Annotated in this window: 22 protein-coding genes and 2 tRNA genes; 11 read left to right on the top strand and 13 right to left on the bottom strand. The window is 71.3% G+C overall.

Translation table 11 applies throughout. From position 1 onward, the window contains the following. Nucleotides 1–39: 39 nt before the first annotated feature. Nucleotides 40–1,137 (bottom strand): sialidase family protein, encoded by a 1,098-nt coding sequence (locus tag OHS58_RS00620; protein ID WP_326959291.1) that lies wholly within the window; start codon nt 1,135–1,137, stop codon nt 40–42. Nucleotides 1,138–1,200: 63 nt separating this feature from the next. Beyond that, complete coding sequence (locus OHS58_RS00615) at nt 1,201–1,611, bottom strand: helix-turn-helix domain-containing protein (RefSeq protein WP_326959289.1); 411 nt, start codon at nt 1,609–1,611, stop codon at nt 1,201–1,203. Nucleotides 1,612–1,766: 155 nt separating this feature from the next. On the opposite strand from OHS58_RS00615, the gene OHS58_RS00610 reads away from it, so the two are divergent. After that, nucleotides 1,767–2,183: a hypothetical protein gene (locus tag OHS58_RS00610; protein ID WP_247055397.1), complete on the top strand. Its 417-nt coding sequence runs from the start codon at nt 1,767–1,769 to the stop codon at nt 2,181–2,183. 75 nt (nt 2,184–2,258) lie between these two features. On the opposite strand, the gene OHS58_RS00605 is transcribed toward OHS58_RS00610, so the two are convergent. The 3 genes from OHS58_RS00605 to OHS58_RS00595 form a co-directional block, all read right to left on the bottom strand. Then, nucleotides 2,259–2,423, bottom strand: a complete 165-nt coding sequence (locus OHS58_RS00605) for a hypothetical protein (RefSeq protein ID WP_247055399.1) — start codon at nt 2,421–2,423, stop codon at nt 2,259–2,261. 125 nt (nt 2,424–2,548) lie between these two features. Next, entirely contained in the window at nt 2,549–3,091 is a 543-nt protein-coding gene (locus OHS58_RS00600; RefSeq protein ID WP_326943426.1) for a type 1 glutamine amidotransferase domain-containing protein, read from the bottom strand. 57 nt (nt 3,092–3,148) lie between these two features. Then, nucleotides 3,149–4,714 (bottom strand): SpoIIE family protein phosphatase, encoded by a 1,566-nt coding sequence (locus OHS58_RS00595; RefSeq protein WP_326943427.1) that lies wholly within the window; start codon nt 4,712–4,714, stop codon nt 3,149–3,151. A 139-nt stretch (nt 4,715–4,853) separates the two neighbouring features. Here OHS58_RS00595 and OHS58_RS00590 point away from each other — a divergent pair, with 139 nt between their 5' ends. Further along, entirely contained in the window at nt 4,854–9,518 is a 4,665-nt protein-coding gene (locus OHS58_RS00590; RefSeq protein ID WP_326951617.1) for a HAMP domain-containing protein, read from the top strand. Here OHS58_RS00590 and OHS58_RS00585 read toward each other — a convergent pair. Continuing rightward, nucleotides 9,470–9,543: transfer RNA gene (locus tag OHS58_RS00585), tRNA-Gly, on the bottom strand. The genes OHS58_RS00590 and OHS58_RS00585 overlap by 49 nt on opposite strands. 79 nt (nt 9,544–9,622) lie before the next feature. Here OHS58_RS00585 and OHS58_RS00580 point away from each other — a divergent pair. The 4 genes from OHS58_RS00580 (at nt 9,623) to OHS58_RS00565 (ending at nt 12,308) form a co-directional block, all read left to right on the top strand. Beyond that, nucleotides 9,623–9,696, top strand: a tRNA-Pro gene (locus tag OHS58_RS00580). A 37-nt stretch (nt 9,697–9,733) separates the two neighbouring features. Then, on the top strand, nt 9,734–10,744 hold the full coding sequence (locus OHS58_RS00575; protein ID WP_328646788.1) for a toll/interleukin-1 receptor domain-containing protein: 1,011 nt from the start codon (nt 9,734–9,736) through the stop codon (nt 10,742–10,744). A 95-nt stretch (nt 10,745–10,839) separates the two neighbouring features. After that, nucleotides 10,840–11,400, top strand: a complete 561-nt coding sequence (locus OHS58_RS00570) for a hypothetical protein (protein ID WP_328646787.1) — start codon at nt 10,840–10,842, stop codon at nt 11,398–11,400. After that, a complete protein-coding gene (locus OHS58_RS00565; protein ID WP_328646786.1) occupies nt 11,397–12,308 on the top strand; it encodes a hypothetical protein in 912 nt (303 codons plus the stop codon). The genes OHS58_RS00570 and OHS58_RS00565 overlap by 4 nt, the downstream gene beginning before the upstream one ends. On the opposite strand, the gene OHS58_RS00560 is transcribed toward OHS58_RS00565, so the two are convergent. Together OHS58_RS00560 and OHS58_RS00555 are read right to left on the bottom strand one after the other, a co-directional pair. Beyond that, nucleotides 12,305–13,054 carry an alpha/beta fold hydrolase gene (locus OHS58_RS00560; protein WP_328646785.1) on the bottom strand — a complete coding sequence of 250 codons (750 nt, stop codon included), beginning with the start codon at nt 13,052–13,054 and terminating at the stop codon, nt 12,305–12,307. The genes OHS58_RS00565 and OHS58_RS00560 overlap by 4 nt on opposite strands. Next, entirely contained in the window at nt 13,051–13,839 is a 789-nt protein-coding gene (locus tag OHS58_RS00555; protein ID WP_328646784.1) for an NAD(P)H-binding protein, read from the bottom strand. The genes OHS58_RS00560 and OHS58_RS00555 overlap by 4 nt, the downstream gene beginning before the upstream one ends. A gap of 67 nt (nt 13,840–13,906) precedes the next feature. On the opposite strand from OHS58_RS00555, the gene OHS58_RS00550 reads away from it, so the two are divergent. Beyond that, nucleotides 13,907–14,269, top strand: coding sequence for a winged helix-turn-helix transcriptional regulator (locus OHS58_RS00550; protein ID WP_247055416.1), 363 nt, complete (start codon nt 13,907–13,909; stop codon nt 14,267–14,269). A gap of 50 nt (nt 14,270–14,319) precedes the next feature. Here the strand turns inward: OHS58_RS00550 and OHS58_RS00545 are convergent, their stop codons facing one another. Together OHS58_RS00545 and OHS58_RS00540 are read right to left on the bottom strand one after the other, a co-directional pair. Continuing rightward, on the bottom strand, nt 14,320–14,766 hold the full coding sequence (locus OHS58_RS00545) for a nuclear transport factor 2 family protein (protein WP_326959260.1): 447 nt from the start codon (nt 14,764–14,766) through the stop codon (nt 14,320–14,322). Between the two features lie 5 nt (nt 14,767–14,771). Continuing rightward, nucleotides 14,772–15,647 carry a TIGR03619 family F420-dependent LLM class oxidoreductase gene (locus tag OHS58_RS00540; RefSeq protein WP_247055421.1) on the bottom strand — a complete coding sequence of 292 codons (876 nt, stop codon included), beginning with the start codon at nt 15,645–15,647 and terminating at the stop codon, nt 14,772–14,774. Nucleotides 15,648–15,795: 148 nt separating this feature from the next. Here OHS58_RS00540 and OHS58_RS00535 point away from each other — a divergent pair, with 148 nt between their 5' ends. Together OHS58_RS00535 and OHS58_RS00530 are read left to right on the top strand one after the other, a co-directional pair. Beyond that, nucleotides 15,796–16,614, top strand: coding sequence for a hypothetical protein (locus OHS58_RS00535; protein WP_328646783.1), 819 nt, complete (start codon nt 15,796–15,798; stop codon nt 16,612–16,614). A 41-nt stretch (nt 16,615–16,655) separates the two neighbouring features. After that, nucleotides 16,656–17,489, top strand: coding sequence for a DJ-1/PfpI family protein (locus OHS58_RS00530; protein ID WP_328646782.1), 834 nt, complete (start codon nt 16,656–16,658; stop codon nt 17,487–17,489). Nucleotide 17,490: 1 nt separating this feature from the next. Here OHS58_RS00530 and OHS58_RS00525 read toward each other — a convergent pair whose 3' ends face one another. Beyond that, on the bottom strand, nt 17,491–18,300 hold the full coding sequence (locus tag OHS58_RS00525; protein ID WP_328646781.1) for an Fpg/Nei family DNA glycosylase: 810 nt from the start codon (nt 18,298–18,300) through the stop codon (nt 17,491–17,493). Continuing rightward, nucleotides 18,300–18,773: a ribose-5-phosphate isomerase gene (locus OHS58_RS00520; protein ID WP_247055431.1), complete on the bottom strand. Its 474-nt coding sequence runs from the start codon at nt 18,771–18,773 to the stop codon at nt 18,300–18,302. Before OHS58_RS00520 ends, OHS58_RS00525 begins: the two co-directional genes overlap by 1 nt. Nucleotides 18,774–18,818: 45 nt before the next feature. Here OHS58_RS00520 and OHS58_RS00515 point away from each other — a divergent pair, with 45 nt between their 5' ends. Beyond that, complete coding sequence (locus OHS58_RS00515; protein WP_442875509.1) at nt 18,819–19,541, top strand: 2-phosphosulfolactate phosphatase; 723 nt, start codon at nt 18,819–18,821, stop codon at nt 19,539–19,541. Further along, nucleotides 19,538–20,347, top strand: coding sequence for an MBL fold metallo-hydrolase (locus OHS58_RS00510; protein ID WP_328646780.1), 810 nt, complete (start codon nt 19,538–19,540; stop codon nt 20,345–20,347). The genes OHS58_RS00515 and OHS58_RS00510 overlap by 4 nt, the downstream gene beginning before the upstream one ends. Here the strand turns inward: OHS58_RS00510 and OHS58_RS00505 are convergent. After that, nucleotides 20,344–20,964: a mycothiol-dependent nitroreductase Rv2466c family protein gene (locus tag OHS58_RS00505; RefSeq protein ID WP_326959251.1), complete on the bottom strand. Its 621-nt coding sequence runs from the start codon at nt 20,962–20,964 to the stop codon at nt 20,344–20,346. The two genes, OHS58_RS00510 and OHS58_RS00505, sit on opposite strands and share 4 nt — an antisense overlap. Nucleotides 20,965–21,086 lie beyond the last annotated feature (122 nt).

Raw genomic sequence — 21,086 nt, 5'->3', positions numbered from 1 at the left:
TCAAGTGAACCGCGCAAGGGCCTTGCCTGCCAGGCACAATCAGCCGAACAGGAGTTCGTGCCACGACGTTCCGCCGTCCGTGGACCGGTACACAGCGGAGCCGTCGGCCGCGTCGGGCTGGCCGTCGACGACCACCCCGGTGCCGCGGCCCGGGAAGTCCAGATCGGTCAGACTGAGCCCGCGTTCCGAGAGGACGGTCGTCGTCCAGGTGCGCCCGCCGTCCGTCGTGCGGTGCAGGAAGCCGACGCCGCCGCCCTCCGCCGCGATCGTCGCGGACGCCGGTGACGCCGCGCCGAAGCCCTGCGTGATCCCGACGACCGGGGCCGCGTCGGTGCCGCTGAACGTCCCGCCCAGGCGCGCCGCGTGCCGCACGCTCCGTTCCGTCGAGCCCGGCTGGGGCGAGCCGGGACTGCTGCTGCACAACGCCACGACCTGCTTGTCCCGGACGCCGGCGAGCGACGCGACCGTCCCCGTCGGGCACGGCGGCGCGGCCGGGGTGAAGCGGACGCCGTCGCGCGAGGTCCAGTACTTCTCGTCGCCGTAGTTCGCGCCGAGCGCCACCTGCAGGCCGCCGCCGACGGCGACGTCGCCGTAGGTGATGTCGCCGGTGACCGCGAAGCCCGGCATCGGGACCAGCACCGGCGAGCCGGCGGCCGCCGAGTACAGCCGCGTCGAGCCGCGGCCCTCGCCGTACGTGCTGAGCACGGCGAACACGCGGCCGCCGGTTTCGGTGATCTTCGAGACGTAGAAGGGTTCCCGCGCGTCGACGAGACCGACCGGGTGCCAGCTCGCGCCGCCGTCCCGCGTCGTCCGCACGTGCACGCCGTCGCTCACGTAGGCGACGCGGTCGGTGACGAACGTCAGCGCGACGTGGTTGTGGTTGTCCGGCAGCGGCATCGAGGGCGCGCCGAGGCGCCGCCAGTGCCGCCCGGCGTCGGTCGTGCCCAGCAGCGCCGGGCACCACGACTTCGCGCAGGGCGAGTAGCCGAGGACGTAGCCGGTGTCCGGGCCGGTCCAGCTGGTCGACGCGGGCTGGAACCCTTTCGGGACAACGGTTTCCGCGGAAGCGGGCGAGGCGGGGACGGCCAGGGCGGTGAGGACGGACAGCGTCAGTGCCGTACGCCGGAGGAGTCTCATGATCACCTGGACGTGCCGTGGCGGCCCGGGTTGCCCACCCGGGGCGAGGTTCAGCCGCCCGGCTCAGCCCAGGCCTTCGACGAACCCCGCGACCATCCGCAGCAGGTCCGCGCCGGCCGCGAGGTCGCCGAGCACGATGAGCTTCAGGACGGACTTCTCCTTGTCGTAGATCGTTTCGACGCGCAGCGACTGCGGTCCCTGCAGCGACGCGTGGACCAGGGTGGCGATCCGGTCCGCCGTCGCCCGGTCGACATCCTCGATCTCGACCACGCCCGAGAGGTCCGCCTTCTTGGCGGACGCCGGCGCGGCGGCCGGGAGCCCGGTGAAGGCCGCGAGGTCGGCCGCGGTGATCCGGTACTGCTTGCCGATCCGGACCGCCTTCAGCCGCCCGTCCCGCACGTAGTTCCGGACGGTCCGGACGTGCAGCCCGAGCTGCGTCGCGACCTGCTCGACGGAGTAGACCTCCTGCGCCATGACCCTCCTCGATTTCCGCAAAGTACCCTATCACGCCCCATGTTTCGGAAGTTTACGGAACACCGGGTTTGCCCGCCCCGGCATCGGGTACCTCTTCCTGGCACCGCACGCCCCAGATCCGTCCACAGAGGACTGTCGAAAGGACGGCGCCGACGATGCCGTATCCCCCTCCCCCGGAGCAGCCCTACGATCCGCGGTACGAACCCGCCGCCACCGAAGAAGTCGTGGAGCGAACCCCCGCCCGCCTCCGGATCGTGCGCACGGTCAACGCGCTCATCCACCTCGTGTGCGCGGTGTTCGCGCTGGTCCTGGCCGTGCACATCGTGCTGGTCTTCGGCGAGGCGAACGCGGCGAACGGCTTCGCGCACCTCATCTCCGAATGGTCGGCCGGCGTCTCCCTGGGCCTGCGCGACCTCTTCACGCCGGACTCCGAGAAGTTCCGGGTCTTCTGCAACGACGGCCTGGCCGCGGTCATCTGGCTGGTCATCGGCGCGGTGCTGACGGACGTCATCACCCGCATCGGCGCCCCCGGCCCGAGGCGGGTCTGGTACCGCCGCCGCAGCTACCGCTGACCACGCGGCTCGCTGCTCCGCTGCAAGAAAGGGCCCCCGGATCGTGATCCGGGGGCCCTTTCGCGTGCGGGAGACTCAGCTCTGCTGCGGTTGTTCGGCGACGGTCTCGACCGGCGCCGACTCCGGCTGCGGGAGGGCCTCGGCGGCGTCGGCGGCCCGGGGCGCGGGAACGCGCTCGGCGGCGACCACGTCGAAGTGTTCACGGCACCAACGGCCGTAGCGCCTCGCGTTCACTGTCATTGCGTCCACCTCCTCTCGGGCGGTCCTGGCCACCCCCTCAGCGTCCTCCGCCGGAACGCCGAAAGCCAACATATTTAAGCGGGACTTAAGGACACGGCCGGGTGAATGTCCACAGAGGACGGCCGTCAGCCCGCGAACTCCCGCACGACCGCGGCGCAGAACGCCGGCAGGTCGTCCGGGTTGCGGCTGGAGACCAGGCCGTTGTCCACGACCACTTCTTCGTCGACGACGGTGGCCCCCGCGTTACGCAGATCGGTCCGGATGCTCGGGTACGACGTCAAGGTGCGGCCACGCACGACATCCGCCTCGACGAGCGTCCACGGACCGTGGCAGATCACGCCGACCGGCTTGCCCGCGCGCACGAAGTCGCCCACGAACTTCACCGCCTCGGGGTTCACCCGCAGGTTGTCGGGATTCATCGTGCCGCCCGGCAGCAGCAGTGCGTCGAAGTCGCCGATCGCCACGTCGGAAACCTTGCGGTCGACGGCGAACGTGTCGCCCTTGTCGATGTCGCCGTTCATCGCCTGGATCTCACCGGTGTCCACGGACACGAGCTGCACGGTCGCGCCTTCGTCCAGCACGGCCTGGCGCGGCTGCTCCAGCTCGACCTGTTCGACGCCGTCCGCGGCCAGGATCGCGACCCGGCGGCCTTCAAGTGCATTCGCCATGGATCGGAATTACCCGCTCCGGCGGCCGGCAAACGCGGCAGGCCGGCAAGCAGACGATCAGTCCGCGCACTCCACGGCCAGCACGGCGATGTCGTCGTGGGCGGAGCTGCCGAGCCAGTCGCGCACGGCCTGGCGCAGCTGCCGGACGACCTCGCGGGCCGGCTGCCCGGCCGCGGCCGTCAGCACCGCGCGCAGCCGGTCGTCGCCGAACAGCTCCGACGGGTCGTGCCGGTTGCGGGCCTCGGTGATGCCGTCGGTGTAGAGCAGGCACATGTCGCCCGGCCCCAGCCGCACCGTCGCTTCGGCGAACCGCGCCTGCGGCGAGATGCCGACCAGCGTGCCCGGGACGGTGACCTCTTCGACGCCGCCCGCGTGGCGCACGATCAGCGGCGCCGGGTGCCCGCCGGAGGCCAGCGTCAGGTCGACGCCCTCGTCCGTCGGGGTGGCCGTGCCGAGCACGAGGGTGGCGAACCGGCTGCTGCCGCCGGCGATGAGCAGCTCGTTGAGCAGCCGCAGCAACGTCCGGCCGTCGCGCTCGACCATGGCGAGCGCGGTCAGCGCGTGCCGGACCCGCCCGGTCAGCGCCGCGGCCTCGGCGCCCTTGCCGCAGATGTCGCCGAGCACCAGGAACGCGCTGCCGTCGTCGTGCGGGAGGACGTCGTAGAAGTCGCCGCCGACCGCGAGCACCCCGCCGGCCGGCTCGTACCAGGTCTCGAAGCGGGTGCCGGCCAGCTCCGGCGGGTCGATCGGGCGCAGCGTGGTCTCCAGGCCGCGCGTCGCCTCCTCCTGCCGGGCGTAGCGCTGCGCGTTGGCCAGCGCCGTGCCGGCCGCCTTGGCGAACTCGACGACCGCGCGGTCCTGCTCGCCGCCGAACTCCGGGTCCGCGCGGCGGCCCAGCAGCAGCGCGCCGGTGACCCCGGCGCTCGCGCTCGGGCCCAGCGAGACGGCGGTGACCTCGGTGTGGTCGGCGAACCGGTCCGCGACGATCGACGGCAGCGTGGCGACCTCGGCCGCGGGCACCGGGACCGGCTGCGGCCGCCCGGTGGCGCCGAACGTCGCCGCCAGCACCGGCGCGACCTGGGGCGGCACCCGCCGGATCCGGCCGTGGCCGTGCGCGGCCGGGGGCTCGCAGCTCCACCACTCCCACCGGCCGCGGGTGGTGGGCAGCAGGACGAACACGGTCTCGGCGAGCGCGGCCGCGGCCAGCTCGGCGATCACGCGAGCGGTGCCGTGGCGGCCGCGTGCGGCCGCCAGCCGGGGCCCGGCGCCGGCCAGGAAGTCGCCCACGTGCCGCCGCGGGGAGACGCTCTCCCCTTCGGGGCCGGCGACGGTCCAGGCGTGCCAGCCGCCGGGCAGGGCCCGGACGCGCGCGGGGTGGCGGTGGCCCGTCACTTCGACGTGCCCCGAGGTCTCGGCGACGGGGTGCAGCTTCGGCTCGATGTCGCCCGTCAGCGTCCGCGCGGCGGGGTTCGCCCAGCGCAGCACACCCGCGGCGTCCTGCAGGAACACGGCGTCCCGCACGTCCTCGAGAACGGCCCGGCCGAAGGCGTCGAACCCCGGCGGCGCGTCACCGCCGGCCATCGGCGGCAGGGCTGCCGACGCCGGAGCCGGACGTGACACCATGCACGGACCTCCTGCCTCCGGACTGCTATCGCACGGCTACCGCGTGAGCGGGCGGACTGGCTCGAAGTGTAGGGCGAATCATGGCACGCTGGGTCGACGACCATGGCTGGCGCATGCGTGGTGGAGAGGGTCGGCACACATGACAACGGAATCCCAGGGCGAAGCGGCGGCGCTGGAGCGGCTGCTCGTGGCGGTGCGGGATCTCGGGGACGGCAACTTCCGGCGGCGGCTCGTGCCGCACGGCGACGGCGTCTCGGCGCAGCTCGCCGTCGCCTTCAACGACATCGCCGAGCGCAACCAGCGGCTCGTGAGCGAGCTGCTGCGGGTGCGCACGGCGGTCGGCCAGGAAGGCAGACTGCTCGAACGGCTCGAGACCGAGGTCGGCCCCGGCGGCTGGAACACCGCCGTCGACGCCGTCAACGGCCTCGTCGAAGACCTCACGCGCCCGGCCATCGAGCTGGAGCGCGTGCTCGGCGGCGTCGCCGACGGCGACCTCTCCCAGCCGATGACCCTCACCCTCGACGGCCGCCCGCTGCAGGGCGCGTACGCGACCCTGGCGAAGACGGTCAACGGCCTCATCGCGCAGCTGACGCGCTTCGCCGTCGAGGTGACGCGGCTCTCCCGCGAGATCGCGGGTGAGGGCCGCCTCGGCGGCCAGGCGGTCGTGCCGGGCGTGTCCGGGACCTGGCGCGACCTGACCGACTCCGTCAACTTCATGGCCGACAACCTCACCGAGCAGGTCCGCAACATCGCGCAGGTCACCACGGCCGTCGCGCGCGGCGACCTGACCCAGAAGATCAACGTCGACGCCCGCGGCGAGATCCTCGAGCTCAAGAACACCATCAACACGATGGTCGACCAGCTCTCCTCGTTCGCCGACGAGGTCACCCGCGTCTCCCGCGAGGTCGGCTCCGACGGCAAGCTCGGCGGCCAGGCCCAGGTGCCGGGCGTCGCCGGCACGTGGCGCGACCTCACCGACTCGGTCAACCTGATGGCCGACAACCTGACCGACCAGGTCCGCGGGATCTCCCAGGTGGCGACGGCGGTGGCCACCGGCGACCTGACGAAGAAGATCGACGTCGACGCCCGCGGCGAGATCCTGCAGCTGAAGAACACGCTCAACACGATGGTCGACCAGCTCTCGGCGTTCGCCGGGGAGGTCACCCGCGTCGCGCGCGAGGTCGGCAGCGAGGGCAAGCTCGGCGGGCAGGCCGAGGTGGCCGGCGCGGCCGGGACGTGGCGCAGCCTCACCGACTCGGTCAACGGGATGGCCGACAACCTGACCGACCAGGTCCGCAACATCTCCCACGTGACCACGGCCGTGGCGAAGGGCGACCTGACGCAGAAGATCACCGTCGACGCCCGCGGCGAGATCCTCGAGCTCAAGACGACCATGAACACCATGGTGGACCAGCTCTCCGCCTTCGCCGACGAAGTCACCCGGGTGGCCCGCGAGGTGGGCACCGAGGGTCAGCTGGGCGGGCAGGCGCAGGTCCCCGGCGTCGCCGGCACCTGGCGCGACCTCACCGGCTCGGTGAACTTCATGGCGAACAACCTGACCACCCAGGTCCGCAACATCGCCCAGGTCGCGACGGCCGTCGCGCGCGGCGACCTGACGCAGAAGATCGCGGTCGACGCCCGCGGCGAGATCCTGGAACTCAAGACCACGCTCAACACGATGGTCGACCAGCTCTCCGCGTTCGCCGACGAGGTCACCCGCGTCGCACGCGAGGTCGGCACCGAAGGCAAGCTCGGCGGCCAGGCCACCGTGCCCGGCGTCGCCGGCACCTGGAAGGACCTCACCGACAACGTCAACTTCATGGCGAACAACCTGACCGACCAGGTCCGCAACATCGCCACGGTGACGTCGGCCGTCGCGAAGGGCGACCTGACGCAGAAGATCTCGGTCGACGCGCGCGGCGAGATCCTCGAACTCAAGACGACGCTGAACACGATGGTCGACCAGCTCTCGGCGTTCGCCGACGAGGTCACCCGCGTGGCGCGCGAGGTCGGTACCGAAGGCAAGCTCGGCGGCCAGGCGACGGTCCGCGGCGTCGCGGGCACGTGGAAGGACCTCACCGACAACGTCAACGTCATGGCCACCAACCTGACCGACCAGGTGCGCAGCATCGCCACGGTGGCGACCGGCGTGGCCAACGGCGACCTGTCGAAGAAGATCTCGATCGTCGCCCAGGGCGAGGTCGCGGCGCTGGCCGAGACGCTCAACGGCATGGTCGAGACGCTGCGCGCGTTCGCCGACGAGGTCACGCGCGTCTCGCGCGAAGTCGGCACCGAAGGCATCCTCGGCGGCCAGGCGCGGGTCCCCGGCGTGGCCGGGACCTGGAAGGACCTGACCGAGAACGTCAACTTCATGGCCCACAACCTGACCAGCCAGGTGCGGAACATCTCGCAGGTCACCACCGCCGTCGCGCGGGGCGACCTGACGAAGAAGATCGACGTCGACGCCCGCGGCGAGATCCTCGAGCTGAAGACGACCATGAACACGATGGTCGACCAGCTCTCGGCGTTCGCCTCCGAGGTCACGCGCGTGGCGCGCGAAGTCGGCACCGAGGGCCAGCTGGGCGGCCAGGCCGAGGTCGACGGCGTGTCCGGCACCTGGCAGCGGCTCACCGAGAGCGTGAACCAGCTGGCCGGGAACCTGACCACGCAGGTCCGCGCGATCGCGCAGGTCGCCACCGCGGTGACGGCGGGCGACCTGACCCGGCACATCACGGTCGACGCGTCCGGGGAGGTCGCCGACCTCAAGGACAACATCAACCAGATGATCGCGAACCTCAAGGAGACGACGCGGACCAACACCGAGCAGGACTGGCTGAAGACGAACCTCGCCCAGCTGTCCGGCCGGATGCAGGGGCACCGCGACCTCGCGTCGGTCGGCGCGCTCATCCTGTCCGAGCTGGCGCCGCTGGTGCGCGCCCAGCAGGGCGCGTTCTTCCTGGCCCGCGACGACGACCGCGACGGCACGGTGCTGGAGTGCATCGCCGCCTACGGTCTCGCCCAGTCCCGCGCCGGCCTGCGGTTCGCGATCGGCGAGTCGCTGATCGGCCAGGCCGCCGTCGACCACCGCACTATCCTGGTCCACAACGCGCCGCCGGAGTACGCGCTGGTGTCGTCCGGGCTCGGCTCGGCGTCGCCGGTCAACCTGATCGTGCTGCCGGTGCTGTTCCAGGGCGAGGTGCTCGGGGTGCTGGAGCTGGCCTCGGTCAACGAGTTCAGCACCGTCCACCAGGACCTGCTGGAGCAGCTGCGGCACACGATCGGCGTCAACGTCAACACGATCCTGTCGAACTCCCGCACCGAGGCGCTGCTCACCGAGTCGCAGCGGCTGGCGCAGGAGCTGCGGGCCCGGTCCGAGCAGCTGCAGGCCCAGCAGGGCGAGCTGCGGCGGTCCAACACCGAGCTGGCCGAGAAGGCCGCGCTGCTCGCCCAGCAGAACCGCGACATCGAGGTCAAGAACAGCGAGATCGAGCAGGCCCGCCAGGAGCTGGAGGAACGCGCCGGGCAGCTGACGGTCGCGTCGCAGTACAAGACCGAGTTCATGGCGAACATGTCGCACGAGCTGCGGACGCCGTTGAACAGCGCGTTGATCCTGGCGAAGCTGCTGTCGGAGAACCCCGAGGGCAACCTCACCGAGAAGCAGATCCAGTTCGCCCGCACGATCTACGCGGCGGGCTCCGACCTGCAGCAGCTGATCAACGACATCCTCGACCTGGCCAAGGTCGAGGCCGGCCGGCTCGACATGCAGATGTCGGACATCACGCTGCCGGAGCTGGTGGACTACGTCGAGTCGCTGTGCCGGCCGCTCACGGCCGACAAGGGCCTGGAGTTCGCCGTCCACATCGACCCGCCGGTGCCGGGCAGCGTCCACACCGACGAGCACCGGCTCCAGCAGATCCTGCGCAACCTGCTCTCGAACGCGGCCAAGTTCACCGACGAGGGCAGCGTCCGCCTGCACATCCGCGCGGCCGACCCGGCGGAGGTCGAGCAGGAGGCGCTGCGGAACGCGCCGGGCATCATCGCGTTCGCCGTCGAGGACACCGGCATCGGCATCCCCGAGGAGAAGCTGGCGGTCATCTTCGAGGCGTTCCGCCAGGCGGACGGCACCACGAGCCGCAAGTACGGCGGCACCGGCCTGGGCCTGAACATCAGCCAGCAGCTCACGGAGCTGCTCGGCGGCGAGCTGCGCGTGGTCAGCGAGCCGGGCAAGGGTTCGACGTTCACCCTGTACCTCCCGGTGGCGGCGTCGAACCTGGTCGACCCGGCCGTGACGGCGCTGTCGTCACCCAGGCTGCCCCCGGTCCCGAGCACGGTCCTGGTGGCCGCCCCCGACATCGCCCCGAAGCGCTTCCAGGGCGAAAAGGTCCTGATCGTCGACGACGATTTGAGGAACGTCTTCGCCCTGGCCGCGGTGCTGGAGCAGGCGGGCCTGGAGGTCGTCTACGCCGAGACGGGCGTCGACGGCATCCGCGCCCTGGAGCGCAACGAGGACACGGCCCTGGTCCTGATGGACGTGATGATGCCGGAACTGGACGGCAACGCGACGATCGCGGCCATCCGAGCGGAAGCGGCCAACGCCGACCTCCCGGTGATCGCGGTGACCGCGAAGGCCACCGCGGAGGACCGGGCGAGGACGCTGGCCAGCGGCGCGGACGACTACATCACCAAGCCGGTGGACACGGACAAACTGCTGGACGTGATAGCCGCCAAGCTCGAGGCGGACGCCGCCTCGGCCGTTGGAGCGGGTGACGGGAATCGAACCCGCGTAGCTAGTTTGGAAGACTAGGGCTCTACCATTGAGCTACACCCGCGTGCCCCCGAGGTACCCGGGTGCGAGGTCAGCTTAGCGTGACCCGCTAGGCTGATCGCACACCCCCCTGGGGGTGGGACCGGGATGTGGCGCAGCTTGGTAGCGCATTCGCTTTGGGAGCGAAGGGTCGCAGGTTCAAATCCTGTCATCCCGACTTACGGCTGAGGCCTCGTGGACAGGGAGGACTCACCATGCCCGGCGTCTTCGTCAGCCACGCCTACGCCGACGAGGAGTTCGTCACCGCGTTCGTGGAGCAGATCCTCAGGCTGGGGTGCGCTCTGCCGATCGAGCGGATCTTCTACTCCTCCGGGGCCGACACCGGGATCGAGCCGGGCAAAGACGTGGCCAGCAGCGTCCGGGACAAGGTTGGCGAAGCCGACCTCGTCATCGCAGTCATCTCGCCGACCTACCAGACGAGGCCCTATTGCATCGCCGAGCTGGGCGCGGCCTGGGTCCGGACGGACGCGCTCCTCCCTGTCTTGACGCCGGGCATGGCCCACACCGACCTCAAAGGGGTCCTGGGATCGGTGAAGGTCGGACACCTGGACGACCGCACGACCCTCAACGCCCTGCACGACCGGGTCGTCGAAATGACCGGAGTCCGCCCGAAGGCCACCACCTGGGGCCAACACCTCGAAAGGTGGCTCGAAAGGGTCTCCGTCCATGCGGAGACACTCAAGACTCCGGCCGTCGTGGATCCCGACGATTTCCGCGCGGTCAAAAACCAGCTCGCGGCCTCGGAGGCGGACCGACAGAGACTTCAGGAAGCGTTCGACAAGCTACTCGAGGCGAAGACCCTGGAAGAGGCGCGGGAAGCCGCTCTTCCCGAAGAGGAGTCAGCTCACTTCCATGCCCTCCTGGATACAGTCAGGGACACACTGCGCAAGTTTTCTGGCGTACTGGAAGACGCGATCTGGTTCGATGCGAAGAACCAGCAAATGCTGTGGCCGCAGTACCTCGACGATCCAGATCGCCATGGCGACGCCCTGCGCGCGGTGGACGACGGTTACCTCTACGACGATGATGAATTCCTCAGGCTGAACAAGGACTTTCCCGATGTCTGGCGTGCCTGCGCCGCCGTTCGCGAGCTCGCTGACTTCATGAACGAGACGTCGCCCGAATTCATCGCGTGGTTCAAGGACGAGTACGACCTTCCACCGAACCTGGAACACAAGCGCGTGTGGCAGGCCCTGCTGCACTGAGGCCCAATGTGTTGAGGCGATCGGCCCATCCTGCGTCGATCTTGTTGTATTTCTTCGCTTTCTCGCGACTTCCCCTCACGGAGAGGTGATGTCCGATGAACAGGCCGACCCGTGCCGGTGTCGTGCTGGCTGTCGCGGCCGTTCTGGTCGTGGCCTGTGGGCGTGTCCCGGAGCCGGCGGCGCCGTCCGCCTCCGGCGGCAGCAGCAGCGGTGTCGTGACCTCCGCCGCGTCCACTCTGCAGGCGCCCAGCACCAGCGCGCTGGGGTTGACCAGCTCCAGCGGTACGACCAGCCGGAGCGTCGCGCCGCTGACGACCACTCCGAGATCGAGTAAGGCCGCGGACACGACCACCGCCGCTGTCACGGAGAAGCCGCCCGAGCCGCCCAAGCCGCCGGATCGCTGGGTGCTCGGTTCCGCTGACCGGCGCAGTCTCGAACAGCAGATCGGGACCTCCTTCACCAACTTCTCCGTCGACGACTTCTACCGCCGGGTCTGTCCCGCGCACGACGTCTGCGTCCACAACGCCTTCCGCGAAGAGCCGAGCCTGGGGCACGCGGACGAGGACTGCTGGGTCGGCCGCAACGAGATACCCGACCCGCTGGCCGAAGGCGGCACCGTGACCTGGGTCGTCAACAACCTCTGCGATCCCGCTTGACCGCGCGGCGCGTGGCCGGGCGGCCGCGGGAATCCGGCGTCACGCGTGACGCGCCGTCGCGGGCCTTGAAGGTCTTCAGCTCCATTCTCGCGCCCACCACCGTGCTGACCGCGCTGCTGTTCTACTTCGGTACCCAGCACGCCAACGCGTTCTACGGGTGGTTCGGCGTGCACTACTCGGTGCTCGGGCTGTCGGTCGCCGACTACCTGATCCGCGCGAGCGACGGGATGACCGTGCCGATCACCGCCGTCGCCGCCGTCGGGCTCGCCACCCTCTGGGCCCATCGCCTGCTCGAAACCCGGCTGTCGCCGCGGGCGTGGCAGACGCTGCTGCGGCGGGCCGTGCCCGTGCTCGCCGTCGCCGGGATCGTGCTGGTCGTCGTGGGCCTGACCGGCCTCGCCGAGCCCGCCCTGCTCTACCGGTTCGCCGGGCTGCCGGGGTTGTGCATCGCCGTGGGGTTCCTGTTCTTCCCGCTCGCCGACCGCCTGCACCAGGCCCGCACCGGCCGCCGCGGGTCGCCGACCGCGGCCGTCGTGCAGTGGACCTTCACCTTCGTGCTCGTCACCATCGGCGCGTTCTGGTCGGTGACGGACTACTCGTCCGCGCTCGGCGAACGCCGCGCGTACGAGTACGAGGTCGCCCTGCCGACGATGGCCGACACCGTCGTGTTCAGCGGCAAGGACCTCGGCCTCCGGGCGCGCGGGGTGAAGGTGACGCCCTGCGCGCCCGACGCCCAGTACCGGTTCCGCTACGACGGGCTCGTGCTCGTCCAGCAGTCCGGCGGGACGTCGATGCTGCTCCCCCGGCAGTGGAACCGCGCGGACGGCACGGCGATCCTGCTGCCCGCCTCCGGCGACGTCCGGCTGGAGTTCGCGCCGAACGGCACGTCCCGGGATCGCACCTGCTAGCCCGGCAGCCACGCCAGCAACGACTTCGCGATCAGCTCCGGCTGCTCTTCCGGCGTGTGGTGACCGGCGACGACGGGGTGATGCACCACTTCCAGCGACGCGAAGTTGTCCCGGCACCAGTCGATCATCGACGGTGTCAGCATCGTGTCGTGGCCCGGTTCGAACGTGATCAGGAGCTTCGGGATCTCCGGCGTCGCCGCCAGCCAGGTGCCGAACGCCTCGATGCGCGACACCACCGAGGCCGGCTCGCCGCCCAGGGGCAGGGAACGCGCCCAGCGCAGCAGCGGAACGTCGTGCGTGGTCCGGTACTCCGGCGGGAGTCCGGTGAAGAAGCCCGACAGATCCGTCGACGTCTTGATCGCCCGGAACACCTCCGCGCCCGCCGGCGGGAACTCCTCCCACGTCATCGGCTTCAGGATCGCCTCGGTGAACGCCAGACCGCGGACACGCTCTGGGTGCCGCAACGCCCAGTCCGCGGCCAGGGCGCCGCCCCAGTCGTGGCCGATCAGGACGACGTCCTCCAGGACCAGTTCGTCGAACCAGGCGTCCAGGTAGCGGGCGTGGTCGGCGAACGTGTACTCGATGTCCGGGCGCGCCGAGGCGCCCATGCCGATCAGGTCCGGCGCCAGACGGCGGCCCGGCAGGGACGGCATCACGTTGCGCCACAGGTACGACGACGTCGGGTTGCCGTGCAGGAACACCAGTGGGGCGCCGGTTCCCGTGTCCTGATAGGACAGTGCCGTCACTTGAACGCCGCCGCGTTGCGCGCGGCCCACTCGGTGAACGGACGCGGTGGGCGGCCCAGCACCCGCGAGACGTCCGGGCTGACGCGCTGCTCCTGCGGGGTCGGCGCGCCCAGGATGCCCAGCGTCACGTCGGCGACCTCCGGCGGCATGAAGCCGAGCATCGCCGCGCGTGCCTCCTCGCGGGTCCGCGGCACGAAACGCACCGGCTCGCCCAACGCCTCGCCGATCGCCGCCGCCTGCTCGCGAGGGGTGATCGGCGCCGGGCCCGTCAGCTCGTAGACGTCGCCGGAACGTCCGGACAGCAACACCGAAGCGGCCACCGCGGCGATGTCCTCCGGGTCCACCACCGGCAACGCGACGTCGCCGAACGGCGCCACCACCTGCCGGGACGTCCGCACGCTTTCCGCCCACTGCAAGGCGTTCGACGCGAACCCGCCCGGGCGCAGCATCGTCCACTTCAGACCCGAGGCCCGGACGGAGTCTTCCAGCACCGCCGGGTGCCGGCCCGTCGCGACGCCCTGGGACGACAGCAGCACCACCCGCTCGACGCCGGCCGCGCCTGCCGCGGTCAGCACGTCGTCCACGGGCGCGAAACCGCCCGGCACCATCAGGAACAGCGCCTCGGCACCGTCCAAAGCGGACTCGACGACGGGCACCACGCGCACGCCGTCCGGCACGTCCGCCGTCTCTCGGCGGGATACCGCCGTCACCTGTTCACCGGCCGCGGCCAGCGCTCGCACCAGCGGCCGTCCGACGTTCCCCGTCGCTCCCATGACTGTGATCATGCGGAGGACGCTACATTCCGACGTATAGTAGGTACCTAGAAGAAAGTAATGGCTGGAGGCCCCGAAAGTGACCGGAACCACACCCGAGCTGGCCTGCCCGATCGCACCGGTGGTCGACATCGTCTTCAGCCGCTGGACGACGCCGATCCTGTGGTCGCTGAAGGAATACGGGCGGCAGCGGTTCGTCGAGCTGGAACGCCGCATCGGCACGATCACGCCGAAGGTGCTCACCCAGCGGCTGCGGCAGCTGGAGCGCGACGGCCTCGTCGTGCGGACCTACCACGCCGAGGTCCCGCCGCGGGTGGAGTACGAGATCAGCGAGCTGGGCCGCAGTCTCGGGCCGCTGTTCGCGAGCCTTTCGGAGTGGTCGGGCAACCTCGGCAAGGTCGAAGCGGCCCGGGAGGCCTACGACAGCCGGTCCCGCCGCTGAGGTGCGACAGGTCCGGGACACGCACCGGGCCGGCGCGGGTCCCGGAGAAGCTACTCCGTGACCTGCCGGGCCGTGGCCATCGCGCGTTCGGTCTCCCAGAACGCGCGCATCGACGTGATCAGGCCGTCGTCGCCGACGCGGTAGACGAACACGCCGTCCGTGTCGACGCGGTAGCCGCCGGGGAGGTACGTCGTGATCGTGCCGACGTTCGCCACCTCGGCGCCCGCCGCGTGGGAGTCGCGGATGACGAACTCGAAGCGCTCGACGTTGCCGATCGTCTTGTCCCAGAAGGCACTGATGCCGTCGTGGCCGTGGTGCCCCTTGCCCGTCTCGTCGAACATCGACGGCCCGACCGGGTCCTCGACGACGCCGTCGGCGGCGAACAGCGCCAGCCACGCGTCCTTGTCGCCCGCCGTCACCGCCGTCATCGACGCCAGGGCCGCGCGCCGCGCCGGCGGCTGCTCCTTCTCCGTGTCCCAGCTGACCTGCACGCCCATCGCCGTCACTCCCCGAACTTGTCGATGATCTCGGCCCCGAACTTGCGGATCGACTCCAGCTTCGGCTCGACCGGGGCGTCGAAGCCGACGCCGTCGAACACCCACGGCATCGTGATGATGTCGGTGACACCCGCCTCGCCCTGCTCGCGGTAACCGTCGAGGCCGAACTTGTCGATGCAGACGGCCTGGTACTCGAACGGGTCGTCGGCGCGGCCGCGCTCGGCCAGCAGCTCCTTCAGCCGGGCGATGGTCTCGCGCAGCTCCTCGAGCTTCATCATCGCCGAAGACCAGCCGTCGGCGACGCGGGCCGCGCGCCGCAGCGCGACGTCGGTGTGGCCGCCGATGTAGAACGGCACGCGCGACGGCGGCGCCGGGCTCATCTGCAGCTTGTCGAAGTCGTAGAACTCGCCGTGGTACTCGACCATGCCGCCGTCGAGGATCAGCCGGAGCACGTCGATGGCCTCGTCGACCCGCTTGCCGCGCCGCTCGAACGGCACCCCGCAGTACTCGAACTCCTGCGGCAGCCAGCCGACGCCGAGGCCGAGCCCGAACCGGCCGCCGGTGAGCACCGACGCCGAGCCGACCTGACGCGCCAGCAGCACCGGGTTGCGCGAGCCCAGCTTCAGCACCGACGTGTAGAACTCGATGCGGCTGGTGACCGCGCCCATGGCGGCGGTCGCGACCAGCGGGTCCACCCAGGGCGTTTCGGCGGTCCAGAACCGGCTGCCGTCGGGGGTGTAGGGATAGTCTGTGGAGACCGTCTCGGCGTAGAAGAGCGAGTCCGGCAGGGCGATGGCGGCGAAGCCGGCCTCTTCCGCGGCCCGGGCCAGCTCGCCCAGCTGATCAAGCGGGTTCATCGCGATCGACAGGGTGAACTTCATACCGCGGAACTATAACGTGTTCTAGTTTCTTCGGCCAGGCCTGACGGTGGGCCGGATCACTACCCGGGAACCCTCCGCGCAACGTCCGCGTTGTCCGAATCACAAGGTGACTTCCGGTCACCGGGCACCGAGCTTCTGGGAGTGGTCCATGGGCACCGCGATCTTCCTGATCGTGCTCGTCGTCGTGATCGTCGGTGGCGGCCTGTATTTCTCGCGGCAGCGCGCCGCGGCCCGGCAGCGGGAACTCGACGACGCCAAGGCCGACGCCCGGCGCCTCGTCGAGCGGCTCGGCGGCCAGGTCCTCAACCTCAACGGCACGGACACCGCGTCGCAGCAGGCGATGGCCGACGCGAGCGAGCGCTACAACGCGGCCGGCTCGCAGATGGAGCAGGTCCGCACCATCGAGCAGGCCCGGCTGGTCAAGGACACCGCCGTCGAAGGCCTCTACTACGTCCGCGCCGCGCGGGTCGCGATGGGCATGGACCCGGGCCCGCAGCTGCCGGAGGAGGCCGAGCGCGAGCGCGCCGGCAAGGTGACCGAGCGCCGCGACGTCGACGTCGAGGGCCAGCACTACGCCGCCTCCCCGGACGCCGGCCAGGACACGCCGTACTACTACCCCGGCGGCCGCGTGGCCGGCCGGCCGGTGCCGCAGGGCTGGTACAGCGAGCCGTGGTGGAAGCCCGCGCTCGTCGCCGGCGCCTGGGGCCTCGGATCGATGTTCCTGTTCAGCGCGATGTTCTCCGGCATGGGCGGCATCGCCAGCGCCGGGGCCTGGGAGTCGGGCTACGACGCCGGCCAGCAGGACGCCCTCGACTCCGGCGGCGGTGACGGCGGCGGCGATGGTGGTGGCGACGGCGGAGGCGACTTCGGCGGCGGTGACGGCGGCGGCGGTGACTGGGGCGGCGGCGGTTTCGACGGCGGCGGCTTTGACGGCGGTGGCTTCGACGGGGGCGGTTTCGACTTCTGAGCACCGGCTGGCATCCTCCTGGACGACTTCAGGAGGATGCCGTGGCGAGAGTGCTGATCCCCGTCCCGGCCCGGGACTCGGACCCGTCCGAAGTGGCCGTCAGCCGGGCGGTGCTGAGCCGGGACCACACGGTCGTCTTCGCGACACCCGGCGGCACGCAGGCCACCTGTGACGAGCTGATGGTCACCGGCGAAGGCCTCGACCTGTGGAGCCGGGTGCCGGGCCTGAAGAAGCTCACCGCGCTCGGCCGCGTGCTGCGCGCCGACGCGGCCGCGCGTGACGCCCACCGCGCGCTGCTCGCGGATCCCGCGTGGCGCACCCCGATCCGCTGGGACGACATCAAGCTCGACGACGTCGACGGCGTGCTCCTGCCCGGCGGGCACCGGGCCCGCGGCATGCGCGAGTACCTCGAAAGCCCCGTGCTGCAGGGCGTGGTCGCCGACGCCTTCCGCCGCGACCTGCCGGTCGGCGCGATCTGCCACGGTGTCCTGCTCGCCGCGCGCAGCGTCGACCCGGCCACCGGCCGTTCGGTGCTGCACGGCCGCACGACGACGGCGCTGACCTGGCCGCTGGAGCGGACGGCCTGGCGGCTCGCGCGCCGGACCCGGTTCTGGGACCCGGGCTACTACCGCACCTACCTCGAGGAACCGGGGCAGCCCGAGGGGTACATGTCGGTGCAGCAGGAGGTCACCCGCGCGCTGGCGCGGCCGGCGGACTTCCTGGACACGACCGACCGCGTGAAGGCGAGCGGCCGGGCCCGCGACCGGCTCGACGACGACCGTCCGGCGTTCGTCGTCGAGGACGGCAACTACGTCTCGGCCCGCTGGCCGGGCGACGTGCACACGTTCGCGAAGGCCTTCGGCAAGCGGCTCTGAGTCAGGCCGGCTGGCAGGTCGGGCACCAGTAGAGGTTCCGCCCGACCAGCGACGACGTCTCCACCGGCGTCCCGCACACCAGGCACGGCTCGCCCGCGCGGCGGTAGACATACACCTCGCCGCCGTGGCGGTCGACGCGCGCGGCGCGGCCCATCGCCTCCGGGAGGTGCTCCGGGCGGACCGTGTCGATGCGGCCGACACGGACGCCGTCGCGCATCAGCGTCACCAGGTCGGCCCACATGTCGTCCCACAGCGCGCGGTCCAGCGCGCGGCCCGGCGTCAGCGGCGCGACGCCGTGGCGGAACAGGACTTCGGCGCGGTAGACGTTGCCGACCCCGGCCAGCACCGCCTGGTCCATCAGCAGCGAGGCGACCGAGACCTTCGACTTCGAGATCCGCGCCCAGGCCTTGTCCGGCTTCGCGTCGCGGCGCAGCGGGTCGGGCCCGAGGCGCGCCTTGATCGCGTCGGCCTGGGCCGGGTCCAGCAGCTCGCACGTGTTGGGGCCGCGCAGGTCCGTCCACTGTGTCCGGCCGACCAGGCGCATCCGGACCTGGCCCACCGGCGGCGGCGCGGGCAGCTCGCCCTCGCCGAAGATGCCGATCAGGCCGAGGTGGACGTGGACGATCCCGTGCGGCCCGTAGTCGTGGAACAGGTGCTTGCCGTGCGCCTCGGCGCCGACGAGCACCCGACCGTCCAAACGGGACGCTTCGGCGGCGAAGCGGCCCTGCGGGCTGCTCACCTCGACCGGGGCACCGGCGTAGCGGCGCTTGTGCAGCCGGGCCAGCCGGTGGAGCGTGTGCCCCTCGGGCATCAGGCCTCCGGCAGGGCCGGTGGGGTGCCGGTGCGCTCGTAGTCCAGCAGCTGCTGCACGCGGCGAGCGTGCCGCTCCTCGGGCGAGACCTCCGTCGCGAGGAAGGCCTCGACGATCTCGGTGGCCTGCTCGGCGGTGTGCATCCGGGCGCCGACGCCGATCAGCTGGGCGTGGTTGTGCTCGCGGCACAGCTTGGCCGTCTCGACGCTCCAGGCCAGGCCGGCGCGGGCGCCGGGCACCTTGTTCGCGGCGATCTGCTCGCCGTTGCCGGAGCCGCCGACGACGATGCCGCGGCTGCCCTCGTCGGCCACGACGCGCAGCGCCGTCTCGACGCAGTAGGCCGGGTAGTCGTCGGCCGCGTCGTAGACCCGCGGGCCGATGTCGGTGACCTCGTGGCCCTGCTTCTCCAGGTGAGCCACCAGGTGGTTCTTCAGCTCGAAGCCGGCATGGTCGGATCCCAAGTAGACACGCACGGCTGGGAGTCTGCCATCACGGCCGGTTTCCGGCATGCTCCGGGGGTGGGGATCTGGGAGCAGTCGGGACACGACGTCAGGCTCGACTGGGGCGCCGAAGGCGTGGCCGCGCTCGGCCGGGAATGCGCCGTGCTGGTGGTCGTCGACGTGCTTTCCTTCAGCACCACCACGGATCTCGTGGTCGGCCGCGGCGGCCGGGTGCTGCCCGTGCGGTGGCGCGACGAACGCGGGCTCGCGCTCGCGCGGGCCGCGGGCGCCGTCATCGCCGGCGAGGGCACGTTCACCCTGCGGCCGTCGTCGGTGACGGACATCCCGCCCGGCACGCTGCTCGCGCTGCCGTCGCCGAACGGCGCCACCCTGTGCGACGCCGCCGCGTCGACCGGCGCCCACGTGCTGGCCGGCTGCCTGCGCAACGCCTCCGCCGTGGCCGCGAAGGCGCACGAGCTGGGCGGTCCCGTCGGGGTCATCGCGGCCGGGGAACGCTGGGGGGTGAACATCTTCGGTCACGGCGACACGTTCGGGCCGCTGCGCCCGTGCGTCGAGGACCAGGTGGGCGCGGGCGCGATCGCCGCCGCGCTGGCCCGGTTCGGGCGCACACTGTCCCCCGAAGCGGCGCTGGCCGCGCGCTCGGTGGACGTCGCGGCGATCGCGGACTGCGTGTCCGGGCGCGAGCTGACCGAGGCCGGGCACGGCGGCGACGTCGCGCTGGCCGCCCAGATCGACGTGAGCGAAGCCGCTCCCGTCCTGCACGAAGGAGTCTTGCGATGACCGGTCGCTGGGTCGAAGTCGCCGACGGCGTGCACGCGCGGCGGTACGAGGAGCTGGACCTGACCGTCGGGCTGGTCGTCGGGGCCGACCGCTGCCTCGTCATCGACACCCGGGGCGACCTGGACCAGGGCGCCGAGCTGGCGGCGGCCGTGCGCCAGCTGACGGCACTGCCGTGGGCGGTCGCGTTCACCCACGCGCACTTCGACCACACCTGGGGCACCGAGCGGTTCCTGCCGTGCGCGGTCTGGGCGCACGAGGGCTGCCGCGCCGAGCTGACCGAGTACGCCGAGGGCGCGCGGGAGAAGTGGATGGCCTACTACCGCGAGGAGGGCAAGGCGGCGATCGCCAACGCCATCGCGCGGACGACGTTCGTCGTGCCCGACCACCTGTTCAGCGACCGGACCGAGCTCGACCTTGGCGGCCGGACGGCGGTGCTGCTGCACCCCGGGCGCGCCCACACCGACCACGACGTCATCGTGCACGTGCCGGACGCGGAAGTGGTCTTCGCCGGCGACATCGTCGAGAACGCCGAACACGGCTTCAGCGCGTTCTCGTTCGGCGCCGACTCGGACCTGACCGCGTGGCCGGACACCCTCGACACGCTGCTCGCGCTGGAACCGCGGGTCGTCGTCCCCGGCCACGGCGACCCGGTCGACGCCGACTTCGTCCGCTACCACCGCCACGGCCTGCACGAGCTGATCGCCCTGAAGGCGGCGGTCGGCCGGGGCGAGTCGACCGAGGCGACGGCCGTGGCGGCGTCCCGCTACCCCGCCGACGTCACCTCGGCCGCCCTCAAGACGCTTTAGTCGAAGTTCAGGTCGCCCGTGCGGGTGCGCTTGAGCTCGAAGAAGTCCGGGTAGCTCGCCAGCGCGACCGCGCCGTCGAAGATCTTCAGCGCGTCGTCGCCGCGCGGGATCGAGCTGAGCACCGGGCCGAAGAACGCCACGCCGTCGATGTGGATCGTCGGGGTGCCGACGTCCATGCCGACCGGGTCCATGCCCTCGTGGTGGCTCTTCTTCAGCGCGTCGTCGTACTCCGTGGAGTCGGCGGCGTCGTACAGCTCGGACGGCGCGCCGATCGCGGCCAGCGCTTCCTTGATGACCACGTCGCGGTCCTTGTTGCCCTGGTTGTGGAAGCGGGTGCCGAACTCGGTGTAGTAGTCGCGCAGCACCTCTTCGCCCTTGAGCTCCGCCAGCGCCACGGCCACGCGCACCGGGCCCCAGCCCTTCGCCAGCAGGTCCTTGTACTCCTGCGGCAGCTCGTCCCGGCCCGAGTTCAGGTAGGAGAGGCTCATCACGCGGAAGGTCAGGTCCAGGTTGCGGTGCTTCTCCACCTCGAGGATCCAGCGCGAGGTGATCCAGGCGAACGGGCAGATCGGGTCGAAGTAGAAATCGACCTTCGTGGGCTGCTCGGCAGTGGTCATCGGGTACTCCTGTGCACGTGAAGGCGACGTCGGCGTGTGGGCGGGCCCCACACTGCGGGCCAACACCGGGGAGCGCACGCTTGTTCCCTCATCGCCCGGCACCCCGGACCCATGATTGGATG

The sequence above is a fragment of the Amycolatopsis sp. NBC_00348 genome, from assembly GCF_036114655.1.
In the GTDB taxonomy this organism is placed as follows: Bacteria; Actinomycetota; Actinomycetes; order Mycobacteriales; family Pseudonocardiaceae; genus Amycolatopsis.
The sequence above is the reverse complement of the archived record's forward strand: the minus strand, read 5'-3'. Positions and strand labels throughout refer to the sequence as shown.